The organism is Kistimonas ophiarachnellae (genome assembly GCF_057552235.1).
The window spans coordinates 249,203-269,519 of record NZ_BAAJPA010000005.1 but is presented as its reverse complement, the minus strand read 5'-3'; the positions used below and the strand labels follow the sequence as shown (position 1 = coordinate 269,519).

Sequence of the window (20,317 nt, the reverse complement as noted above, 5' to 3'; positions counted from 1 at the left end):
CTGCGCATTTGATGCAATTCAGCTTGTCATCCTGACCGGAATGCGCCGACGGCCCCAGCCGCCGGCGCCCGGCTCAAAAATCCCGGGTAACGCAGTACCACAATGGCCACAGCAGCCTTTATCATCCAACTGCCAGTCGCCCAACTGATACCAGTCCCGTTCAATCAACCGTTCCCCGCAGCCATGACAGTAGGTACTGCTTCCGGAAGGATCATGTACATTGCCGGTGTAGCAGTAACGAATGCCATTTTGCATCGCTATCTTTCTTGCACGAGTCAGGGTTGCGGCCGGGGTGTTGGGCTTGTCAGTCATTTTCCAGTCCGGATGGAATGCTGAAAAATGTAATGGCACATCAGGCCCCAGGTGCTCAACGATCCAGCCGGTCATGGCGTCCAGTTCAGCATCGGAGTCATTTTCATCCGGAATCAACAAGGTTGTTATCTCGAACCAGACATTGGTTTCCTGACGGAGGTAAATCAGTGTCTCCAATACCGGCGCCAGTTCACCGCCACAGATTTTCTTGTAAAAACGTTCCGTAAATGCCTTAAGATCGATATTGGCTGCGTCCATGTGACGGAAAAAATCGATTCTTGGCTCATCACAGATATAACCAGCCGTGACCGCTACCGAACGTACGCCGACCTCATGCCCGGCCTGGGCCACATCATTCGCATACTCAAGAAAAATAATGGGGTCATTGTAGGTGAATGCCATACTGCGACATTTCAGCTGAACCGCTGCGGCAGCCAGCCTTTCCGGCATGGCGCTGTCCGCCAGGGAGTCAATCTCCCGGGATTTACTGATGTCCCAATTCTGGCAGAACTTGCAGGCCAGGTTGCAACCGGCAGTACCAAAGGACAATACCGGCGTACCCGGCAGAAAGTGATTGAGGGGTTTCTTTTCAATGGGGTCAATGCAGAAACCGCTGGAGCGGCCATAACTGGTTAATACGATCGTGTCATCCCGACGCTCCCGCACAAAACAGAGCCCCTGCTGCCCCTCTCGCAGCTTGCAGCCCCGGGGACAAAGATCACACTGTATTCGCCCGTCTTCCAGCTCATGCCAGTAACGGGTCGGAAATGCCGATGGCGGTATGGTAGATGCTTGAACCATGGCCATTCCCTCCTTAGATTTTCCTGCCACTAAGCATTAGGCAAAATGCCCGAAGATGCAAAAACCAATTGCCGCGATCAATAACAATGTTGATCAGTAAATATTCTGATGCGTCTGCCAGGTCGTGGTTATACTTAACTATGCTCGACAGACCGGGGGCCTGCTATGAAAACACGACAACCTGCCGTGGCGGGGAGCTTCTATCCTGCCAACACCGAAAAGCTGGATGCTGCTATTGCCACCTTCCTTGCCAATGCACCGAAGCGGGATTTGTCGCCCAAGATACTGGTGGTGCCCCATGCCGGTTACATCTATTCAGGGCAAACGGCCGCCACAGCCTATCGCCTGCTGCAGGAACAGGCTGATACGATTCGTCGGGTGATTCTGCTGGGACCCAGCCATCGGGTACCCTTCCGTGGACTGGCACTGCCGGACTGTGAAACCTTTACCACGCCATTGGGTGAGGTGCCTCTGGATACCCAGGCCATGCAGGCCCTGCTCAGCCTGGGCCAGGTACAGGTTCTGGACGCCGCCCATGCCATGGAACATTCACTGGAAGTCCAGGTTCCCTTTCTGCAGCGTTGTCTGACAGATTTCCACCTGGTGCCGCTGGTCGTGGGTGATGCCTCCACCATGGCCGTAGCGGAAGTGCTGGAAGCCATCTGGGGCGGTGATGAAACCCTGATTGTGATCAGCACCGACCTCAGCCATTACCACACCTATGACGAAGCCCGAGCCCGGGATGCCGCTACCGTCAAAGCGATTGAACAACTGACACCCAACCTGACCGGCGGCCAGGCCTGTGGTTGCCGACCACTGAATGGTTTGCTGGAAGTTGCCAGACAGAAAGGCATGCAGGTGTCTACGCTGGAAGTCTGTAATTCCGGTGATACGGCGGGGGACAAAAACCGGGTCGTGGGTTACGCCGCATTTGCCCTGCAATAATTGACGCTATCCAAAACTAAACATAAAAGTCCCACTGGCCTGAAAGGAACACACCATGTGGACAGAAGAAGACCAGGCTCAATTACTGGCCATTGCAAGGAAGAGTATCGAACACGGCCTCCAGTCTGGGAAGCCCCTGGTGCCGGAAACTGAAACAACGTCCAATCCGCTACAGGCAATCAGGGCCAGCTTTGTGACGCTGACTCTTAACCAATATCTTCGCGGCTGTATTGGTTCCCTGGAAGCCTATCGCCCTCTCATCAACGATGTCGCCGTCAATGCGTTTTCCAGTGCTTTCAAGGATCCACGCTTTCCCCCAGTCTCGGCCGCAGAACTGGCACAGATTACTGTAGAAATTTCGATCTTATCGCCCATGGAACCGATGCAGGTCAACGATGAACAGGATTTGCTCGCACAATTACAACCCGGCATTGACGGTCTGCTGATTGATGACGGCAAGCATCGTGCGACATTCCTTCCACAGGTCTGGTCACAATTGCCCGAACCCACACTGTTTCTTAACCACCTGAAACGCAAAGCCGGCATGTCACTGGAAAGCTGGCCTGACACCATGAAATGCTATCGCTATCACTGTGATAAGTTTCGGGAGCAGGCGGGTTAAGATAGCCAGTCTGCTCCAAAGCCGTAAATAGAGAATCCGTCATTAAATACTCTTGTTAACGGGCACCCATTCCCCCTGATTCACTACCGGTCCCATCTGATAACCACTGGGTGCCCCCTGTGGTGATTCAACCGTAATCACCAATGGCGTTTCCGCCAGCTGATCGCGCCAGGATTTTTCGAGTTCAACCGTCTTCACACCCTGTTTCGGCAGGATGCCCAGGGAAACCGGCTCCTGCCCCTTGAGCATCAGCCAGAGTTCACAGACTTGTCCATTCGGCAGATCCACTGGCTGGATGGCATTCATGCTGACAGTATTGGTCGACAGTGACGCATTCACAATCCACTCTGGCTGTGCCGTATTGCCCTGAACAACATAGACATAATCACCCTCAACGGCCGGATAAGGATTACGCAGAAACAGTAAGCCCACTACCAGCAGCGTGGCGAACAATCCCGCGGCAGCACTTTTCCAGATCAGCAGGTTATCCCACCAGCGTCCAGCCTGACGGGTTTGAGCACACACAGCTTTCCATACACGATCGGGAGGCGTCACAGGGGTTAATGATTGATTCAGGATATCCAGACGCTCCCGCCACCGGGCAACTTCCCTCTGAGCATCATGGCTGACTGACAGCAGGGCTTCGAATGCCGCTTTCTCATGCTGATCCAACAACCCCAGTACATAATCTGCCGCTGCCTGGTTTCGCTGTTCCGGATCACTCAGATTCAGATATTCAGACATTCTTTCAACCTCAGCAGTCCACGTCGAATCCAGGTCTTTACGCTACCCAGAGGCGCACTCAGCTGTTCCGATAATTCCTGGTGCGTCATGCCCTCGAAATACGCCAGTTCAATGCACTGGCGCTGCTGCCCGGACAGCGTTTCCAGACAATGGTGAATCTGACCACCACTTTGCCTGCGGAAGACCTCTTCTTCCTGTGAGGGTGACTCATCCACCAGCACGGCGGCCTGCTCATCACTGTCGCTGACTTCCACAACCCGGCGGCGTCTCAGCATATCCAGCGCCTGGTTCCTGACAATGGTATTCATCCAGGTCATGGGCCGGGCTTTACTGTGGTCATAACGTCCCGCGTTTTGCCAGATTTTGAGATACGCCTGCTGAAGACAGTCCTCTGCCTGTTGCCGGTCATTCAATATACGCAGGGCCACCGCAAACAGATTCGCGGAAGTACGCTGATAGAGTTTCTTGAGGGAAGGGTGATGTCCCCGGGCACAGCCAGACAACCAGGTCTGCAGCTCTGTCTCAGCCTGCCCGACAGGGGCTGAATTCATACTACGTCCACCGCTTATTGTGATAGTACCGGTTGGGGTTATGAAAAAAGCATCTATGAATGCTTCAACAACATTCGAGGTGTTCTAATGCAGGCGATCATACCACGATCATTTGGCAGGCGGGATGCGTCAGAGATTGCGTATTTCTTCACTGACATGGCGATAGGTTTCGGCCAGTTCCGCGTAAAGTTCGTCGAAACAGTGGTCATCATGGGTTCTGGCATCGGCTTCCAGTTCACCCACAGCCCGAACCAGATCTGCCGCACCAATCACCTGGCTGGCACCCTTGATCCTGTGGGCCAGTTCAGCGACCTGACCGATATCCCGCTCCCCTATGGCTTGCTCAAGCTGCAGGATATCGCTGTCCGTGGTTTCGACAAACTGGGCGAGAATCTCACGAATCTCTCCCTCGTCTCCAAAAAAGTCCCGAAGCATTTCCATATTCAGCATAACGTACTCCCTGTACCGCCAGAAAACTGATCCTTATGCTGTAAGGTCTAGTTACACTATAGCGCCCAGACATTGATGCTTCGGGAAGAAAAAATGGCTTATTGCCAATCACCCTAAAACCGGCTTGAAGACCATCGAAAAGAAGATACCCCGCATGCAGACAAAAGCTGCCCAGCCCTGGCGTACCAGTAGCGCATCCGACACCGGTGGGGATAGTTGAAACCCGCAATTTCTGCACTGGCGCGTTATTTTTTCGGGCAGGTCTTTTTCAGGTACGCATACATCACCATTGTTCACCCGGCAGCCAGTGATTAGGATTCCCCGCCTCACACCGAACCCGGAGCTCCACCATGACCGAACCTCGAGGCGAACTTTCCCTGCGCACCCTGGCCATGCCGGCTGACACCAACCCCAATGGCGACATCTTCGGCGGCTGGTTGCTGTCCCAGATGGATATCGCGGGTGGTCTGGCCGCCAAGGGGCGCAGTCATAGCCGGATTGCGACCGTGGCCATTGAATCCATGAGTTTCCACCAGGCCGTTCGGGTCGGTGAGATCGTTTGCTGTTATACCGATATTCTGAAGGTGGGAAGAACCTCAATGCGGATTCGCATTGAAGTCTGGACCATGGGCATGCCCTATAACCAGACCCGGGCCAAAGTGACGGAAGGGATCTTTACCTATGTGGCCATTGATGAAAATGGCAAGGCACAACCGGTGGATCGCGAAGAAATCTGATCAGCCCTCACTGTTCTTTTTCGCTTCATCCACCAGCTTCTTGGATTGTTCCATGAACTGCTGGAAAGAATTACGGCGAAACAGCTCTTCGAATTCTTCCCGCGTGGTTTCTTCTGTGCCTTCGCCCGCCTGGGTCGCGTCAGCGGTGTCATCGCCGTCCATCATATTGGCGAAGGCATCCGCATCTGTCTGATCGACCTGACCGGTGGGTTTCCCGGTCGATCCGGGTTGTCCGGAGGGATCAATCGGCCCTATCGGGCCATTATTATTTACCTGCGACATTGCCCCATTCCTCCTGATTCACAAAACAATCCGTTCTTTTCCCTTGAGCTTTGGCGTGTGAGCAGTATTTTTAAAGGTTAATAAACTGCTTAAAAACTATAGGAAAAGCACGTGTATTTTTATCTGCCGTTCCTATAAGAATAGTTGTCAGCCAGTCGGATCCGTGAATCAGGCATCGCCTCGTTATCCACAATCCGCATAAAAAAGACGATAGTTAAAACCTGTTAAGCGATCACAGTAAGGGGAAACACAGGCATGTCACACAGCCATTCACTTCGCAAGTCGCTTTGCCTTCTGCTCTGCATTGCTGTCTCCCTGGCGAGCGTCGGTAGTGTTTTTGCCAAACTCTCGGGCAGCCACCTGGTTCGGGGCAATGCGGCAGAACCTGAATCGCTTGATCCTCAACAGATACACAGTCTGCCAGCCATCAACATTGCCAATGACCTGTTTGATGGCCTGGTAACCCGTGACCGAAGCTGGGATATTATGCCCGCGCAGGCTTCCCGCTGGGAGGTTAGCCAAAATGGCCGTGTCTGGACCTTTCATCTCCGAAACAGTGAATGGTCAAACGGCACCCCGGTCACCGCGGAAGACTTTGTTTATGCCTGGCAGCGCGCCGTGGATCCCAAAACAGCCTCCCCTTATGCCTGGTACCTCGAAATGCTGGGCATCACCCATGCGAGCGCCATTATTCGGGGGGAACGCCCACCTTCGCACCTGGGCGTCGCCGCCCTGTCACCAGACACGTTTGAGGTGACGCTGGATCGCCCCCTGGCCTGGTTTCTGGAAACACTGACCCACCCGGTGCTATTCCCTGTGCCTCAGAAAATCGTCAGGCAACATGGTGATAACTGGATCGACAAAAACAATTTCGTCAGCAACGGGACTTATACCCTGACAGACTGGGTCGTCAATGAACATATCGAGTTGACAGCGAATAAACGTCACCCTTCTCACAGGCATCTGCAAATTCTAACCGTCTCCTATCTGCCGCTGACATCCCCTTCTGCCGAATATCATCGCTACCAGGCCGGCGAACTCGATATTACCAGTGGCCTTCCTGCCAATTACTATGCCCATATCAGGAAAAAACAGGCCGCAGAGATACACCTGTCCCGCCTGCTGGGCACAGAGTATTACGCCTTTAATACCCGCAAGGGTGCGTTCAAGGATGTCAATCTGCGCAAGGCGCTATCCTACGCCATTGACCGGCAGGCATTGACGGAAAAAGTGCTGGGCGAAGGGCAGATCCCGGCTTATACCTTCACGCCGTCTTACACCACGTCCATGCCGGACTACACACCGGATTACCAGCTGATGTCACAGGAAGAGCGGCTGGCCGCAGCCCGGGCGTTTTATCGGCAGGCAGGCTATTCGTCGGCAAATCCCCTGAAAGTGAGCATCCTCTATAACACCAGCGAGTCACGCAAGAAAATTGCCATTGCTATCGCCCAGATGTGGAAACAGGCATTAGGCGCCGATGTAGAGCTGGTCAACCAGGAATGGAAAGCGGCCGTTGAATCCATCAAACTGGGACAATTTGACCTGGCGCGTGCCAGCTGGATTGCAGATTTTGATGAGACATCCAGCATGCTGTCAATTTTTGTCAGCGATCACAGCAGCAATAAAGCCCGGTTCCATCATCCCGAATATGATCGGTTAATGGCAATGGCGCTGACAACGCTGGATATTCACAAGCGAGAAAAAATCTACGAGAAACTGGAAGGGATTCTGAATCAGGAGATGCCGGTGATTCCCTTGTATCACTATGTGACAGCACGCCTGGTATCACCCAGGGTGGGCAACTACTATTCAAGCCCGCAGGATCAGGTCTATACCCGGCATTTATACCTTAAGCAATAATCACTTGTGTGCAGCGGAGTCAGCGGCAGACTCTGACTCCGCGGAGAATTACCAGGTCAAAGCCGCAATGACAGCCAATACGGCCACAACCAGCACGCCATGAATGACATCCTTGCGATCTTCAGTCTGAACCTCCTGGAGAAACGCTCTGCCCGCATCCATTTCAAGCCGTTGCATATCACTCAGGTCCAGCGCCAGGCTGCCTGTTGTGTTTGAAAAAAGGTAGTGCTCTTCATGGGTTTTCTCATCTTCCACCCGCTCCAGCGTGGAGAGAATCGCATTATCAATCGCCTGATCCTTTGGCATTCTTCCGTGCAGCACCGCCATAGTGGCATGATGGGCAATCCGCTGAACCAGCGACTGCATCTGGATATCAGTAATCATGACAACTCCCCCCTGAATGATTGGGAAAATGTGCAAAACTGAAACACCGCAGAACACAGTCTGAACTTCGCCGCCAACAGATAAATGGCATCCCGAACAGAAAAATACCGCCCAGGCATGCAAAGGCAACATTGCATGAAATAAGACCGTAAAGCCGGTCATGCCCCTGCCGACAATCAGGGTATAACAGTCTGGAGATGGATAGTCATGAGCGGCGAACAGTTTACTTTGACCATCAGTCAGAGCGCGTCCGATAACGGGGATTTTGCTATCCATTTCTCTGAGCAGGGCAAGAAAAAGAAGGAAACTCAGCTGGTCCAGATCCAGTTCAGCGACATGCCCTGGTTCGACGAAGCGTTCATGGATGAACTGGTGGCGTCCGTGGCCCGCAAGCTGGCAACCCGCATCATCGACAGCAAAAGCCAGTCAGAAAACAAGAACAGCAAGGCCACCGAGGCCAATGCCCGCCGCATCGTCAAGGATGTCCTCGAGAAGATGCGAAAGTATCAGTAAGCACCTGCTTTCACGCCAGTGCCGGCCACAGGCCGGCAGCCATCTCCCAAAGCCTCCAATAAACTGATCAGCAAAAACACGGATAGTGGCAGGCACGCTGATCACGTATTGTGCCAACCATCCAGTCTCCCCCTTTCCAATCACTGCAGAGGCCAACCGACAGGTTTCTGACAACCCGTCATCACGCGCTTATGGATCTGACCCGTTACGTCAACACCTTTGGCAATTATCTCCGGCAAAAATACGGAGAACCGATTCACAAACTGTCCGTCAACGCTGACTTCACCTGCCCCAACCGTGACGGCACCAAAGGCATTGGCGGCTGCAGTTTCTGTAACAACAACTCGTTCAGCCCGGCTTCGACCAAAGCGGGTTCCGTGACTGCACAATTGAATGCTGCAAGAACACGTGTGGAACAGGTGCGAAAGGCGCGCCGCTTCATCGCCTATTTCCAGTCTTATTCGAACACCTACGGCGAGATTGAGCGCCTGAAAGCGCTCTACGATGAAGCACTGGCGGCTGACGAGATTATCGGTCTGGCCATCGGCACCCGTCCCGATTGCGTCCCTGACCCTGTGCTGGCTCTGCTTGCTGACTATCAACAACAGGGCCACGAAATCTGGCTGGAACTCGGTCTGCAATCCAGCTTTGATGCCTCGCTGGAACGCATCAACCGCGGCCATACATTCGCCGATTACGAGGATGCCGTACAGCGTGTGCACCAATTCGGCCTGAACCTGTGCACCCACCTGATCATGGGTATTCCGGGGGAAACCGCAAAAGACACCCTGACCAGTTACCAGCGTGTGCTGGACCTGGGCGTAAAAGCCATCAAGATTCACCCCCTCCACATAGTAAAAGGCACACAATTGGCCCGGGAGTGGAAACAAGGCCTGGTACCAGAGCTGACCATGAACGATTATGTGGATACTGTGGTCGAAATCATCAGAACCGCTCCGAAAGAGCTGCTTTTCCATCGACTGACCGGCTCTGGCGCCCATCAGTACCTTCTCGCACCTGAGTGGGTGAAATTTAAATGGGATATACTTGGCGGGATTTATGAGCTGCTTGAAAAACAGTGATAGAAAATTAAGTAGGGTATTTATATTGATAATTGATCAGGACTTTGACCCCTCCCTGATTTTTAAGTGCAATATATCTCTGCCCCAAAACTAGTATTTTTGGAAAGTTAATGGCTCTCACCTGCTAGGAAGAGCCATTACCAATAACAACATTTCAGTCCGATCAGGACTTTTTCGGCAGGTAGGGGCCGTTAGGCAGCTTGGTAGGATCAATATAGAGAACCTGGTAATTCGCCTGCCGAGTCAATGGCAAGTAGTTCGGTGCTGCACGGGTAATTGCCGCAGAAACAGCCATAGCCACAAGGTCTACCATAGGATTTCCGGAAGAATTATTCTGTTGAGGTGTGTACTGCATAACCTTGTTCGCTGTCCACAGCTGCTCACCGGTCTTACCACTTACGATTTTATACGTAAATCCAACTGTTACAGTGGTACTCAGTAAGATATATTGTGCATCCCACTTATTGATGGTGACATAAAGAATCGAGTCCGCGCCAAACATTTCACCCAGTTTCGTTGGGTCTGCAGAATGCACAAGGTTCGCATCATATAACCCCTCACCTTCCAACACTGTTTTTACTGTGTTGACAGGAAAGACATAGTAGCCCTTCTCTGCCAAGGGTGTAGAAATGGTGGAAAGGAAGTAATTGGGTGCATCAACATCAACAGACTCATTAACCACAGGAACTACGAGTATTGAAGTTGGGCTCTCCTGTTGAAAAGCTGTAAAATCAACCTGAGGTGCCTGAGTTGCACAGCCGGTCAGAAGACTAATCCCAAAAGCAATCAGCCATAGTTTCGTTTTGCGAATCATTTATACATCCTTTTGGCTGTCAGATTTTTGTTTGCGTTTCAGGTTACTGATCATGGCATCCATCAACTGTCGACTCTCAGGCCAAAGCTCTCTTTCCTTGGTGTAGTAAATGATTGCCTCGTCTGTTTTGCCCTGATGCAACATCAGCGTTGCATATTCAGCATACATACCCGGAGCCACTCGCCCATTTGCTTCATCTATTGCCAGCCGAATCTGCTCAGACAAGGCACTCAACTCTGCCGGGTCTTTGTAGTAACTATAAAGTCCTGACTCGTAGTCACCCCAGTAATAGAGTCCCTGGTTTGTTTGACACCCAGACAAAAGGATTGAGACTGCAACAAAGGTCAGTGCAACAAACTTTCTCATCATTATTCAGCACCAATTGCAAAGGTTTTACTTACGCCATCAGCAACATAAAACTTCTGATTTAGGACGTTGACACCTTCTCTTTGGATTTGCAGATAGTGCGTACCTGGTTCAATGCGAAGGGCTGTATCCCCGTCTTTGAAATCGGAGGCACTGCCCATTTGTATTCCATCTATAACCACCACGTCATCGGACTTAGCGCCAGTGAACATAATCAAAGGTCTGTCATCTTTCGCTTGTACCTTTGCAGTGGGCGTGTTTACACACCCTGAAAGGGTGAAAAAAGCCAAAACAAGTGCTGCAAGAGCCGGGATTTTAAGCATAATATTCGATCCTTGATTTATTCGACAATTTCCAGCTGATCTAAGCTATGGCCTTTAATTGCCCCACTGGTCACCTTTACTAGGCTACCTTCATTGCTTTCACTGTCACCGAAGGTAGAGACGACTTCAACCTTGGCAACCTCTCTTCCTGGCAGAGTGACCATGAAACCAGTTTGTTTTGATTTCACCGTTTTACCTTTGGTCATCACGCTAAGCTGCTTGCCCGCAGTCAGTCCTTGACTCTGCCCACCACTAATGAATATTTGCCCATCAACAACGTCCAGGATAGAAGTCTTCCATGGACGCTCCATCATTTTCTGTATCATTTCATCAATCACATCGCTGATGGCAGCTGCAATCGCCTTGTCGGTCAGCGTACCGTCATATGCAGCCCTGGAACCAAAACCTGCTACAGAAGCACTCTCCTGCGTGGCTTCACCAGCTCCGCTGGCAGAAAAAAATGCTTGACCGGTTTTGACATCCACAAGTCTCAGCTCAACTTTCGCATGCGCTAATTGTGTTTTTGTACTGCTCAGAAAGCCACTTTCACCAGTAACGCTTCGGCCAAATTCAGTGAGAGAGCCTACGATCAGAGTGTCCACTCCAACCAGTTCGCCATTAACTCCAAAAGCCTGCCGTTCCTGCTTTATGCGGGAAATATCCGGGCGCTCAAAAACCAGAAAATTTCCTGAGTTGATCAGACGGGCGGAAAGCATATCGCTCACCTGCTTACCCAAAGGATCCAAATGCTCGTCACGAAGAAGGGAGCGTCCATAAGTGGTTTCATTTGTCATTCTACCTATGGCGATCTTTCGCTTGAGAGATAAGGCCTGCTCGCGCGCATTTTTGATAGCATCATTTTGTGCAGATCTTTGCTCACTTTGGCTTACAGGTGCGTCCTGTATTGCAATATGAGGTGACTGTGTTGCACAACCCGTAAGCATCACAGCCATGGCCATGGATGTTAGTTTTTTCATATCAGAATTATTTACAAAGGCGAAATTATGTATAACTAAACGTCAAGAATCATACACAAAACTCAGAAGCTGTTACACTGGCAATCTCGCTCATCCAACTACAACATTGTCGAAAATCAAACTTAGTGAGCAGGGTGTCCCGCTGTGGCAGGATAGATGTCGCCTCTTTTGATTCATAACTCTCAAAGTTGGGTCGTGTATCACATCTGTTGATAGTGAAGCCACCTTTAACATCTCATCTGTTACTACTCCCTCGGTATTGGATATCCTCTCCAGTCTCTGTCAACGGTTTGAAACATCACCCAAAATTGAGAGCTGCTGAAATAGGGTTCTAATAGCTCGTGCTCTGAACTGATCCCCACTCTTCATGCAGCCTGATTGGCAAATCCGATTATTACAGTTCCATCATACGTTCAAGATCTGACATTGAATATCCCTTTAATTCAACGGAATAACCTTTCAACTTCTGGCGTAGCCGAAAGGACTTTTCCTCCAGTCTGGATAGGCGGATATTGGCAGGATTTCGTTTGACCTCTGCAATTATGGCGCTTTTATCCAGCTCATTCAGCGCAACGATATCAATCTCGTTCTGGTTACCACGCTCCCAGTAGCTACCAATAACATTGAAATTGCCACTATCAGCCAGGCATTCACGGATAATTTGTTCCAGCCATGCACCGCTCCAGGTCGAGTAGTCGCGCTCAATCGCCTGACAGATAAACGCATAATTACCAATTTCAACCGCGCTTCGATAGCGATAAATAAACCGGAACCAGAAGGCCAGAAACGCATCCCGAATCCGGTAACGCACCAGCCTGGTCCCCGGATTGGACAATACGGGTGTATGACGACTGAGGATATCGAATTCGTTTTCCAGCCGCTCAAGATGAGGTCCAACCGATGCTTCCAGAACCGACTCAATCTCAGGCCGACTGGTCTTGCCGGCTGCAATAGCGCCCATGATGGAAAAATAGATGCCGTGTTCAGGACCAAATTCTTCCGCAAGCCGGTAATGCCCTTCTTCCAGAATCAGGCTGTGCTCGTTAATCAGGCTGGGCCAGAGTTCGGTGCCTTTATCTGATTGAGACAACCATTCCAGGTACTTTGGCACACCGCCGCTAAGCATGTACCAGCTCAGCAGCCGTTCCGGAGAGAAGCGCCCGGTATCCCGGAGTAATTCAGCAATGTACCGGGGATTTAATGGCTGAAGGTTAATCCGGTGATCTGCTCGACCAAATAACGGTTCACGTTGATCCTGGAAAATACGTGTCATCAGGCTGTAGAGTGAACCGCAGCAAATCAAGTGCATGCGGGATTTTGGTTTGTAGCGATCCCAAAGATCCTGCAACTCAGAAAAAAATCCCTTGTTTACCCGGTAGAGATCCTGGAATTCATCCAAAATTACTGTCAGCGGCGTTGACTGACTGTACTGGAGCAGGATTTCCATGATCTCCCGTAACCGGGTAGGCTTTCCAAACACGGGAATATCGAGTGCGGCCCGTATTTGATCGGTAAATTCTTCGCATAGCAGGGATTCCTGTTTGCGAGAAACAAACAGATACAAGCAGGGCGCGCCACTGAACGCCCGGTTTAGCAGAGCAGTCTTTCCTACCCGCCGCCGACCTACTACCAGTGACATATGCCCTGTATTTTGACTGGCGGCCGCCTCGCTCCAATCTCGTAACAGAGAAATTTCGCTTTCACGTTTATAAAATTTCATATTATTACTGTAGCCCAAATTACAGTAACACTTTAGCAATTACTGGTTTTCAAATACGGCGTAGTAGACTTATTTACACTGTCATCCACAAAAATGGGATACGGCGTGTAAAAGAAGCCATCCATGACTCCTTTACGCACCCTATTCTAAGCAGGGCTACCTTACTATCCAGCCTGATGCTGTCAGTCCTGGCAACAAGGGGATTTCCCTCATTGCATCTAATTCTCAACCATTGCACGACTGGTTTATGAGATCAGGAAATCTATTTACCGACTTAATTATTACCATGCAATTCAAACACATATTTGAATTCCATATCTTTCAGCATGTTATAGACAGGCTCGTTTACCGACACAATTGCCTATGTCACACAGCCTCACAGTTAGGCAACAGAGCCGGCAAACAGGTTCCAGAAAATTAACGGCACTGCCTGGCCGTACTATGATCAGGCAGTGTTTTATTCAGCCTCCAGACTTGGACTTTATCAGCCAGCAAGCCCACGCACCGTGGGCTCCGGGTGGCAAAATATGCGATGAATTCTGCCCAGGCACTCACTAAAGCTCCATCAGGAGCGCAGGCTGACCAAAACCCACCAGGTCCGCATTGGATTCGGCAAAATAGAGACGCCAGAAGTGTTTGATTTGCCTCATGGTTTTCCCGCCCCTGTAGCCACGGGAATCATCCGCCAGCCATCCTGCGCCAATGATATAGACACTGGCTCCGGAAAAGTCGGCCAGCATCTGGGCCTGGACCACCTTGGCCAGCTCACTGTCAGGGTTCAGCTCCCTGACCCCACCGGCTTTGTAAAAACTGGTGATGTCTGAGTTTTCCAGCATGTCCGAGACCAGCAGCAACTTTTTATCAGACGCCGGATCTGCAGCCACGATCGGGGCAACAAGGTCGGATATGTTGCTGATCAACTCTGTTTTGGGGACAGACACGTCATCGGATTTGAACGATGACTTGATCGCCTCATCAATCTTTTTCCGAACAAAGGCACGCTGCTTACCGATGCAGGCATCGAACTTCTGCAGTGCTTTTTTGCTGATACTGTCCCGGTCGGCAATGCGTCCATCCAGTTGGCCACTGAACTTGATCTCCGTGTAGTTGTCGCCAACATAGGCGGAAAAGCCAAGGACAGTAATCCGGTCGCCGGGTTTCAGGTAGTCATGCACTTTTTCATGGACAGATCGCTTGAGCTTTACATCCGGAGAAAAAGTGCCATCGACAGCGACCGTCAGGCTGCGGGACGCATCAGCCTGGGCGAGCTTTCTGTCCACGCCGGCATATTCATAACAGCCGGGGATATCATTGCGCTCGGCGGCATGACCAAACGATGAAAGCAAAATGGCAGCGAACGCGGTTACCGTGTGAAATCTCATGCCTGCTGTTCCTCCTGTATCTCGCGCTCCAGGCGTGCTCTCATTTCTTCTTCGGTTTCCCGTTTGGCATCCTGCGCCTTTTTCTTTGCCATTTTTTCCAGTATTTCAGCCTTTATCCGCGCCTCCATCTCTTCAGGTGTCTCTTCCCTGGTCTCGGATTGGGAAAGCGGATCAACAGGCTGCTGGGCGATAGACTCTATACGGGAATCCCGCTCAATATCCTTGGCGGCACTTTGCACATAATGTTCGGATTCCTGTTGTTCCGCATGGTCGATATAGGCGAGGAAAGTACGCTTGCCCGAATCATTGAGAACCCGGGTCTGTTCAGCGTCACAGCTTTCGTTCTCGGCCCGGGCATACATTTTCTGCTGCAGGTCCGTCAGCTGTTTCTGCGCTGTTCGGGCAAGCTGCTGCTTCAGCCGGGTGTAATGGTTTTTAAACTCCCTTTCACTTTTAAAGTTGCCTATTTCCTTTCTGGCTTTTTTGGATTCTTTACCAGCAAACCCTGTTTTGTAACCGATCAGGACACCAAAAATCTGCAGAAACACAAACAAAAATGCCAGGAAGATAAAGGTTCCCCAGCCGCCTTTTTTCTCCCGCTCCCAGGCATCCTCTTTCGCCTTTGTATCCGCTTCAGACTGTTCAGCCAGCAAATCTGCGGGTATTGCATCGGCATAAGGGTCATCGGACAGCGTCTGTGAAGCAGTGGCCTGCCCCATCATGGCAACTTCTTCTATGTGCTGTTTTTCCAGCACCTGTCCCCGTACAAACGTTGCCAGCACAGCAATAACCAGAATGGCGATGGCTGTTATCGTGGTAACGGTATAATTCGCATTGACAGTATGATTTGTCGTCAGACGATTCACCAGCTGTTGCCACTGGGGCGCGGCGTCGTCATTCAATGTCTTATCCAGCGTAATCTTGGTATCCGGCCTGAGCGGCGCGATATTCTTGTCCCGCTGACGATCCTGTTTCCACCAGGATTTGGCCTTTTTGACCAGAGAGTTGAAATGAAGTTCGTGCCCGGTCCAGTGGGTCAGTCCCACCAGAAGCACGGATATGATAAAGGCAATGCCCAGCGCCCCTTGTTTCTGCAGGTTTTCAGAGGCGCCCGGGATGGTATATCCGGAAAGGACATAACTGAAACCCATGGCCTCGACAAACACCAGCGCGGCAATCAGTAGCCACCCCATAAAGTGGAGATTGTTCCGTCCGATCTCATCGGCCTTGGCAAGGTAGTCCTGACTTTTCCTGAAAAGCTCTTCGTCCTTGTCGATCTTGCTGTAGTGTTTGGCAAAATCGGCACACAGGGTATCCTCACTGGCGAGCCAGTCTGCGCCATCGCGGGCAGTAGACGACTGGTAATCACGGGAAAGCCGTTTTGTCTTGCCGATCAGCGGGAATTTGTACCAGGTGTTCAACCACCAGAAAGAAACCTTGTCCCACCACAGCATGATCATTACCGCAGTGGTCATGATGCTTAGCAGCAAACCAACCAGCAGCCGGTACTCGTTAAGCATTGAAAAAATAGCGTCCATGAAAATCCTTATTGTTCTGGGTATTGTCCTGAAAAGCTCACAGTAAAAATGTGAACGTCCGTTTATTGTTTTTTATTTGATGCGTTTTGGCTGGTAAGAGGCTACCAGCGTTTCCTGGCCGCTTGAATAGAACAGCTCCCCGGCCCTGGCAACCGTCTGCCCTGATTTTGGCAATACAATATCCATACACTGGAAAGGCGCCTTGTTGTCTTTGGCAAAGACCCGGTAGAGCAGGGCATCTTCACCGTCATAGACATTGACACGGGTTGGGACCTGGTAATCCGGCTTACTGTTAGTCCCATAACCGCTTTTATACAATTTCACCCTGGGCGATTGACTCACGCTGGAGGCATCCGCAAGCACGGCAACAGGAGACAACGCAACCATGTGGCCATTGACTTTGTTAAACCAGACAGCGTTATTCATCCCCCGCATGTAATCGCCTGTGGAATAGTGGATGGCGGAATCATCCGTCAAACGCTTGAGGTTACCACTGATTCTTGGCTCATCCTGCAGGCAGTTACCGCGACGCCGCAGGTCCTCATCGGCGTACGCCGTTTCAAACAGGCTGAAGCTGAGTCCCTTTTTGGGTTCACCCAGCAGCGCGTAAAGACTGGAATTCCGGTCAGCCGGCTTGCCGCCAAAGTCGACCGCCGCCTTGCCAGAGGCAGCCGGTTTTGTTGCTGAGGTCGCCGGTTTGCCATAGGCGATAATGTTTCTCTGGTCAGCCTTCTGTTTCCGGCTATAGCTGGCCAGCATCTGCTCCTGTTGAACCGGTGTGGCTTTATCACCGGCCTTGAGTTCGACGATCTCAACGCGGCGGTTAAGCGTGCGTCCATGGGCCGTACTGTTGTCAGCCACCGGCCGCGATTCACCGGCGCCCTGGTAGTACAGCCGGTCTTCAGCAATCCCTTCAGACATGAGGAATCCGGCAACGGATTTCGCCCTTTTTTCAGAAAGTCGCTGGTTATAGGTGGCGGAGCCGGACGCGTCAGCATGGCCAATAATCAGCAGCTTGTTACCATCCGCCTGGTAGGTTTTTGCCAATTCCCGATAGAATTTTTTCCCTTTTTGAGTCAACCGGGCTGATGAAGAGGCAAACACTTCTTCTTTGGCGTAGCTCGCAGACATGACTTCAGCCTTTAACGGGGTGTTATCCCCGGAGGCTGATGTTATCGAAACCTTGTCAATCTCCGTGGCCTGGGCGGCTTCATGGGCCGCCGCGATTTCCCGAATCTTTGCCTGCCGCTTATCCCAGAGGAAACCGGCAGCACAACCAACAGCCGCACCGACGTAGGCGCCTTTTTCACCATCGGCGAGATAGCCAAGGGCTGCGCCGCTCAGGCAACCGGTTATTGTGCCGCTATAGTTCGTATAATTTTCAAGAGACGCACAACCAGACAAGCCAACTGCAGCCGCTATAGAAAGCGACAGCACTGTTTTCTTTTTATTCAACATCAACCTTTTCCCTGGGTATTGCAATTAAACGAGCCATGTCGTCCAACCGCAACTTTTACAGTAAATGCCCTTCCCATTCAAGGCAGGTTCAGGTTCATGTCATCCCGGAAGAGACGGCTATTAGCGTTTTTCATAAAAGCCACTACGCTTGTTGTCACCGGTAAAATGCTTCAACAACGCGACGGTAAGGATTATGGCGAAAAATCTCTTCAACGAACTCACGCGCCTCGGCATTGATGCGGAACTGGCAAACCAGCTCGACAAAAGTCTCTCCCCCGAGCATGTCGCCACAAAATCAGACCTGCTGGTGATGCAGGAAACCCTGCTTCAGATGCAGTTTCGCACCGAGGCCGCCATCACGGGCCTGGGGGAAGAAGTGCGGAAGGATATCCATTCCATGAAAAAGGAAATTCAGGAAACCCGGGGAGAGATTCAGGAGGTCAAGGGTGAGGTCAATGACATCAGGGGCGAAATCAAGGACATCAGGGGAGAAATCAAGGACATCAGGGGGGAGATCAAGCTGGTGGAAGCAGGCCTGAAACTGGAGTTATCCACTTTCTCCCGCCAGTTCTGGATCACGTTCGGTGGGATTATTGTGACGTTCCTGAGTGTCTGGGGAGTGAACTGGTATTTACATGCGCTGGGTTAGGCGTAAACCCGACCCACACAAGCGTCATATCAGCCCACGTTGGCAAATGCCTCAACCTTCTTCGGAAACATTCATCATCCGGACTTGGTTTCCACACATTAGCGGCAGGTGTTGTTCACTGACTTCATCAGCGCCAGCACCCCGGATACCATGACCACATCCATGCTGGTGCCGGTTCGATAGACATAGCTATCGAACCGGCCACCGAAGCGTATACGTTTGCCCGATAAGCTCGGGACATTCACTAATCTTCTTGCGATCACATTGGATAGCAGTCGTTGCTTGTTAAGTCCGGCTTAGCCATTCACCAGGAAATGCATACCAATGCTGGCAGCATAACCAAGGGCAATCGCCCACGACCAGCGCAGATGCCCCATGAAGGTATAGTTGCCCCTGGCTGCCCCCATCAAGGCCACACCCGCAGCAGAGCCGATCGACAACATGCTGCCGCCGACACCGGCCGTCAAGGTGACCAGCAACCACTGGAATTCACTCATTTCCGGACTCATGCTGATAATGGCGAACATGACCGGAATGTTATCCACCACCGCAGACACCACACCCGCCAGGATATTCGTGATCGAAGGTCCCAGATCGGTATACATGGTAGCGGAGGCAAGCTCCAGGTAACCCAGGTATCCCAGACCGCCCACGGAAAAAAGGATACCGAAGAAGAACAACAGGGTATCCCATTCCGCCCTGGCGACTTTCAGGAAGAAATCCAGCTCGCCCCGTATCGCATCTTTGGCGACTCTCTTTCCCCACAACCGGTGGCCGTTCTTCAGCATCCAGGTATAAAACATCAGTAATGACATGCCGGTCATCATGCCCATGAAGGGCGGTAACCCAAGCAGTTTCTCAAAGCTCACCGCCAGGATGATCGTCAACATAAACAGGCCACAGATCACTAATCCGCCCTGCTTGATTTCCGTATTGTCATCCACACTGACCGGTTTTTCTGCCGGTATGAACAGGCTCATGATTAACGCAGGCACCAAAAACGTCGTCAGCGACGGAAGGAACAGTGCGAAGAAACCGAAGAAATCGACTTTTCCGGCCTGCCAGACCATCAGGGTAGTGATATCACCGAAGGGACTGAATGCGCCACCCGCGTTGGCCGCTACCACGACATTGATCATCGCCATGGTGATAAAGCGACTATTGCCAGCGCCCACGGCCATGATGACTGAGCCCATCAGCAATGCAGTGGTCAGGTTATCCGCCACCGGGGATATGCAGAATGCCAGTCCGCCGGTTACCCAGAACAGTTGCCGGAAGCTCAATCCCCGCTGAATCAGTTTTGCGCGTAATGCAGCAAATACCTGCCGCTCTTCCATGGTGTTGATATAAGTCATCGCCACCAGTAGGAACAGGAACAGGGCACTGTATTCCACCAATACATGGATCAATGCCGCATGAACTTCATCCTTACTGACACCATGATCCCGGGCGATAATGGCGATCAGCGCCCAGATGATCCCAGCCGCCATAATCACAGGCTTGGACTTCCGCAGATGCAACACTTCCTCACCAATGACGGCAATATAAGCCACCACAAAAACCGCGATACACAGGTACGCCAACGGTTCCCCCGTGGCGCCAAGCACCGCACCATTGCCGCCAGCGGCCTGTGCCAGCCCTGCTCCCGTCAGCAGGAATAAAGACATTAACGCTTTTACCCAAATACTCATGATATGGACTCATCCAATCCGGCCCGAAGCAGGCCATGTCAAACCACGAACACATTAAAAGGTCACCGCATAGCCAATGTGGCCATACGATGAAAATCTCTGCCCGTTAACAG

The 20,317-nt window shown here is 51.5% G+C and carries 23 protein-coding genes; 7 read left to right on the top strand and 16 right to left on the bottom strand.

Going from position 1 to position 20,317, the window contains the following annotated elements:
- Positions 1–18: 18 nt before the first annotated feature.
- The gene (gene amrS, locus AC27K1_RS08390; protein WP_487149764.1) at positions 19–1,113 is read right to left on the bottom strand and encodes an AmmeMemoRadiSam system radical SAM enzyme; all 1,095 of its coding nucleotides are present in this window, start codon (positions 1,111–1,113) and stop codon (positions 19–21) included.
- Positions 1,114–1,278: 165 nt separating this feature from the next.
- On the opposite strand from amrS, the gene amrB reads away from it, so the two are divergent.
- Both amrB and amrA read left to right on the top strand, forming a co-directional pair.
- Positions 1,279–2,058, top strand: a complete 780-nt coding sequence (amrB, locus tag AC27K1_RS08385; protein ID WP_487149763.1) for an AmmeMemoRadiSam system protein B — start codon at positions 1,279–1,281, stop codon at positions 2,056–2,058.
- A gap of 55 nt (positions 2,059–2,113) precedes the next feature.
- A complete protein-coding gene (amrA, locus tag AC27K1_RS08380) occupies positions 2,114–2,680 on the top strand; it encodes an AmmeMemoRadiSam system protein A (protein WP_487149762.1) in 567 nt (188 codons plus the stop codon).
- Positions 2,681–2,722: 42 nt separating this feature from the next.
- On the opposite strand, the gene AC27K1_RS08375 is transcribed toward amrA, so the two are convergent.
- The 3 genes from AC27K1_RS08375 to AC27K1_RS08365 all read right to left on the bottom strand — a co-directional run bounded on the left by AC27K1_RS08375 (position 2,723) and on the right by AC27K1_RS08365 (position 4,425).
- A complete protein-coding gene (locus tag AC27K1_RS08375; RefSeq protein ID WP_487149761.1) occupies positions 2,723–3,424 on the bottom strand; it encodes an anti-sigma factor in 702 nt (233 codons plus the stop codon).
- A complete protein-coding gene (locus AC27K1_RS08370) occupies positions 3,409–3,975 on the bottom strand; it encodes a sigma-70 family RNA polymerase sigma factor (protein WP_487149760.1) in 567 nt (188 codons plus the stop codon). The genes AC27K1_RS08375 and AC27K1_RS08370 overlap by 16 nt, the downstream gene beginning before the upstream one ends.
- A 129-nt stretch (positions 3,976–4,104) precedes the next feature.
- Positions 4,105–4,425 (bottom strand): Hpt domain-containing protein, encoded by a 321-nt coding sequence (locus tag AC27K1_RS08365; RefSeq protein ID WP_487149758.1) that lies wholly within the window; start codon positions 4,423–4,425, stop codon positions 4,105–4,107.
- Positions 4,426–4,775: 350 nt separating this feature from the next.
- On the opposite strand from AC27K1_RS08365, the gene AC27K1_RS08360 reads away from it, so the two are divergent.
- On the top strand, positions 4,776–5,162 hold the full coding sequence (locus AC27K1_RS08360; protein ID WP_487149757.1) for an acyl-CoA thioesterase: 387 nt from the start codon (positions 4,776–4,778) through the stop codon (positions 5,160–5,162).
- On the opposite strand, the gene AC27K1_RS08355 is transcribed toward AC27K1_RS08360, so the two are convergent.
- The gene (locus AC27K1_RS08355; protein ID WP_487149755.1) at positions 5,163–5,444 is read right to left on the bottom strand and encodes a hypothetical protein; all 282 of its coding nucleotides are present in this window, start codon (positions 5,442–5,444) and stop codon (positions 5,163–5,165) included.
- A 255-nt stretch (positions 5,445–5,699) separates the two neighbouring features.
- On the opposite strand from AC27K1_RS08355, the gene AC27K1_RS08350 reads away from it, so the two are divergent.
- Complete coding sequence (locus AC27K1_RS08350) at positions 5,700–7,307, top strand: peptide ABC transporter substrate-binding protein (RefSeq protein ID WP_487149754.1); 1,608 nt, start codon at positions 5,700–5,702, stop codon at positions 7,305–7,307.
- A 48-nt stretch (positions 7,308–7,355) separates the two neighbouring features.
- Here AC27K1_RS08350 and AC27K1_RS08345 read toward each other — a convergent pair whose 3' ends face one another.
- Entirely contained in the window at positions 7,356–7,691 is a 336-nt protein-coding gene (locus AC27K1_RS08345) for a hypothetical protein (RefSeq protein WP_487149753.1), read from the bottom strand.
- Between the two features lie 207 nt (positions 7,692–7,898).
- Here AC27K1_RS08345 and AC27K1_RS08340 point away from each other — a divergent pair, with 207 nt between their 5' ends.
- Together AC27K1_RS08340 and mnmL are read left to right on the top strand one after the other, a co-directional pair.
- Positions 7,899–8,204: a hypothetical protein gene (locus AC27K1_RS08340; protein ID WP_487149752.1), complete on the top strand. Its 306-nt coding sequence runs from the start codon at positions 7,899–7,901 to the stop codon at positions 8,202–8,204.
- A gap of 191 nt (positions 8,205–8,395) precedes the next feature.
- On the top strand, positions 8,396–9,286 hold the full coding sequence (gene mnmL, locus AC27K1_RS08335) for a tRNA modification radical SAM protein MnmL/YtqA (protein ID WP_487149751.1): 891 nt from the start codon (positions 8,396–8,398) through the stop codon (positions 9,284–9,286).
- A gap of 163 nt (positions 9,287–9,449) precedes the next feature.
- Here the strand turns inward: mnmL and AC27K1_RS08330 are convergent, their stop codons facing one another.
- The 8 genes from AC27K1_RS08330 to AC27K1_RS08295 all read right to left on the bottom strand — a co-directional run bounded on the left by AC27K1_RS08330 (position 9,450) and on the right by AC27K1_RS08295 (position 17,864).
- On the bottom strand, positions 9,450–10,100 hold the full coding sequence (locus AC27K1_RS08330) for a DUF799 domain-containing protein (protein WP_487149749.1): 651 nt from the start codon (positions 10,098–10,100) through the stop codon (positions 9,450–9,452).
- Positions 10,101–10,469, bottom strand: a complete 369-nt coding sequence (locus tag AC27K1_RS08325; protein WP_487149748.1) for a DUF4810 domain-containing protein — start codon at positions 10,467–10,469, stop codon at positions 10,101–10,103.
- The gene (locus tag AC27K1_RS08320; RefSeq protein ID WP_487149746.1) at positions 10,469–10,789 is read right to left on the bottom strand and encodes a hypothetical protein; all 321 of its coding nucleotides are present in this window, start codon (positions 10,787–10,789) and stop codon (positions 10,469–10,471) included. Before AC27K1_RS08320 ends, AC27K1_RS08325 begins: the two co-directional genes overlap by 1 nt.
- A 17-nt stretch (positions 10,790–10,806) precedes the next feature.
- Entirely contained in the window at positions 10,807–11,766 is a 960-nt protein-coding gene (locus AC27K1_RS08315; RefSeq protein ID WP_487149744.1) for a CsgG/HfaB family protein, read from the bottom strand.
- 394 nt (positions 11,767–12,160) lie between these two features.
- On the bottom strand, positions 12,161–13,486 hold the full coding sequence (locus tag AC27K1_RS08310; protein WP_487149743.1) for an ATP-binding protein: 1,326 nt from the start codon (positions 13,484–13,486) through the stop codon (positions 12,161–12,163).
- A 554-nt stretch (positions 13,487–14,040) separates the two neighbouring features.
- Entirely contained in the window at positions 14,041–14,868 is an 828-nt protein-coding gene (locus AC27K1_RS08305; RefSeq protein WP_487149742.1) for a hypothetical protein, read from the bottom strand.
- Positions 14,865–16,406 carry a hypothetical protein gene (locus AC27K1_RS08300; protein ID WP_487149740.1) on the bottom strand — a complete coding sequence of 514 codons (1,542 nt, stop codon included), beginning with the start codon at positions 16,404–16,406 and terminating at the stop codon, positions 14,865–14,867. The genes AC27K1_RS08305 and AC27K1_RS08300 overlap by 4 nt, the downstream gene beginning before the upstream one ends.
- 72 nt (positions 16,407–16,478) lie before the next feature.
- The gene (locus tag AC27K1_RS08295) at positions 16,479–17,864 is read right to left on the bottom strand and encodes an OmpA family protein (RefSeq protein WP_487149739.1); all 1,386 of its coding nucleotides are present in this window, start codon (positions 17,862–17,864) and stop codon (positions 16,479–16,481) included.
- A gap of 193 nt (positions 17,865–18,057) precedes the next feature.
- Between AC27K1_RS08295 and AC27K1_RS08290 the strand changes: the two genes are divergently transcribed.
- Entirely contained in the window at positions 18,058–18,513 is a 456-nt protein-coding gene (locus AC27K1_RS08290; RefSeq protein WP_487149738.1) for a hypothetical protein, read from the top strand.
- Positions 18,514–18,611: 98 nt separating this feature from the next.
- Here the strand turns inward: AC27K1_RS08290 and AC27K1_RS08285 are convergent, their stop codons facing one another.
- Both AC27K1_RS08285 and nhaD read right to left on the bottom strand, forming a co-directional pair.
- Positions 18,612–18,758, bottom strand: coding sequence for a hypothetical protein (locus tag AC27K1_RS08285; RefSeq protein ID WP_487149736.1), 147 nt, complete (start codon positions 18,756–18,758; stop codon positions 18,612–18,614).
- A gap of 51 nt (positions 18,759–18,809) precedes the next feature.
- A complete protein-coding gene (gene nhaD, locus AC27K1_RS08280) occupies positions 18,810–20,204 on the bottom strand; it encodes a sodium:proton antiporter NhaD (protein ID WP_487149735.1) in 1,395 nt (464 codons plus the stop codon).
- Positions 20,205–20,317 lie beyond the last annotated feature (113 nt).

What these genes read in the sequence shown, in the direction of transcription:
- AC27K1_RS08370 (WP_487149760.1), bottom strand. Translation starts at nt 3,975, where the DNA reads ATGAATTCAGCCCCTGTCGGGCAGGCTGAGACAGAGCTGCAGACCTGG.
- amrS (WP_487149764.1), bottom strand. Translation starts at nt 1,113, where the DNA reads ATGGTTCAAGCATCTACCATACCGCCATCGGCATTTCCGACCCGTTAC.
- AC27K1_RS08360 (WP_487149757.1), top strand. Translation starts at nt 4,776, where the DNA reads ATGACCGAACCTCGAGGCGAACTTTCCCTGCGCACCCTGGCCATGCCG.
- AC27K1_RS08355 (WP_487149755.1), bottom strand. Translation starts at nt 5,444, where the DNA reads ATGTCGCAGGTAAATAATAATGGCCCGATAGGGCCGATTGATCCCTCC.
- AC27K1_RS08365 (WP_487149758.1), bottom strand. Translation starts at nt 4,425, where the DNA reads ATGCTGAATATGGAAATGCTTCGGGACTTTTTTGGAGACGAGGGAGAG.
- nhaD (WP_487149735.1), bottom strand. Translation starts at nt 20,204, where the DNA reads ATGAGTATTTGGGTAAAAGCGTTAATGTCTTTATTCCTGCTGACGGGA.
- AC27K1_RS08330 (WP_487149749.1), bottom strand. Translation starts at nt 10,100, where the DNA reads ATGATTCGCAAAACGAAACTATGGCTGATTGCTTTTGGGATTAGTCTT.
- AC27K1_RS08325 (WP_487149748.1), bottom strand. Translation starts at nt 10,469, where the DNA reads ATGATGAGAAAGTTTGTTGCACTGACCTTTGTTGCAGTCTCAATCCTT.
- AC27K1_RS08295 (WP_487149739.1), bottom strand. Translation starts at nt 17,864, where the DNA reads ATGTTGAATAAAAAGAAAACAGTGCTGTCGCTTTCTATAGCGGCTGCA.
- mnmL (WP_487149751.1), top strand. Translation starts at nt 8,396, where the DNA reads ATGGATCTGACCCGTTACGTCAACACCTTTGGCAATTATCTCCGGCAA.
- AC27K1_RS08320 (WP_487149746.1), bottom strand. Translation starts at nt 10,789, where the DNA reads ATGCTTAAAATCCCGGCTCTTGCAGCACTTGTTTTGGCTTTTTTCACC.
- AC27K1_RS08375 (WP_487149761.1), bottom strand. Translation starts at nt 3,424, where the DNA reads ATGTCTGAATATCTGAATCTGAGTGATCCGGAACAGCGAAACCAGGCA.
- AC27K1_RS08300 (WP_487149740.1), bottom strand. Translation starts at nt 16,406, where the DNA reads ATGGACGCTATTTTTTCAATGCTTAACGAGTACCGGCTGCTGGTTGGT.
- AC27K1_RS08350 (WP_487149754.1), top strand. Translation starts at nt 5,700, where the DNA reads ATGTCACACAGCCATTCACTTCGCAAGTCGCTTTGCCTTCTGCTCTGC.
- AC27K1_RS08305 (WP_487149742.1), bottom strand. Translation starts at nt 14,868, where the DNA reads ATGAGATTTCACACGGTAACCGCGTTCGCTGCCATTTTGCTTTCATCG.
- AC27K1_RS08290 (WP_487149738.1), top strand. Translation starts at nt 18,058, where the DNA reads ATGGCGAAAAATCTCTTCAACGAACTCACGCGCCTCGGCATTGATGCG.
- AC27K1_RS08310 (WP_487149743.1), bottom strand. Translation starts at nt 13,486, where the DNA reads ATGAAATTTTATAAACGTGAAAGCGAAATTTCTCTGTTACGAGATTGG.
- AC27K1_RS08345 (WP_487149753.1), bottom strand. Translation starts at nt 7,691, where the DNA reads ATGATTACTGATATCCAGATGCAGTCGCTGGTTCAGCGGATTGCCCAT.
- AC27K1_RS08340 (WP_487149752.1), top strand. Translation starts at nt 7,899, where the DNA reads ATGAGCGGCGAACAGTTTACTTTGACCATCAGTCAGAGCGCGTCCGAT.
- amrA (WP_487149762.1), top strand. Translation starts at nt 2,114, where the DNA reads ATGTGGACAGAAGAAGACCAGGCTCAATTACTGGCCATTGCAAGGAAG.
- amrB (WP_487149763.1), top strand. Translation starts at nt 1,279, where the DNA reads ATGAAAACACGACAACCTGCCGTGGCGGGGAGCTTCTATCCTGCCAAC.
- AC27K1_RS08315 (WP_487149744.1), bottom strand. Translation starts at nt 11,766, where the DNA reads ATGAAAAAACTAACATCCATGGCCATGGCTGTGATGCTTACGGGTTGT.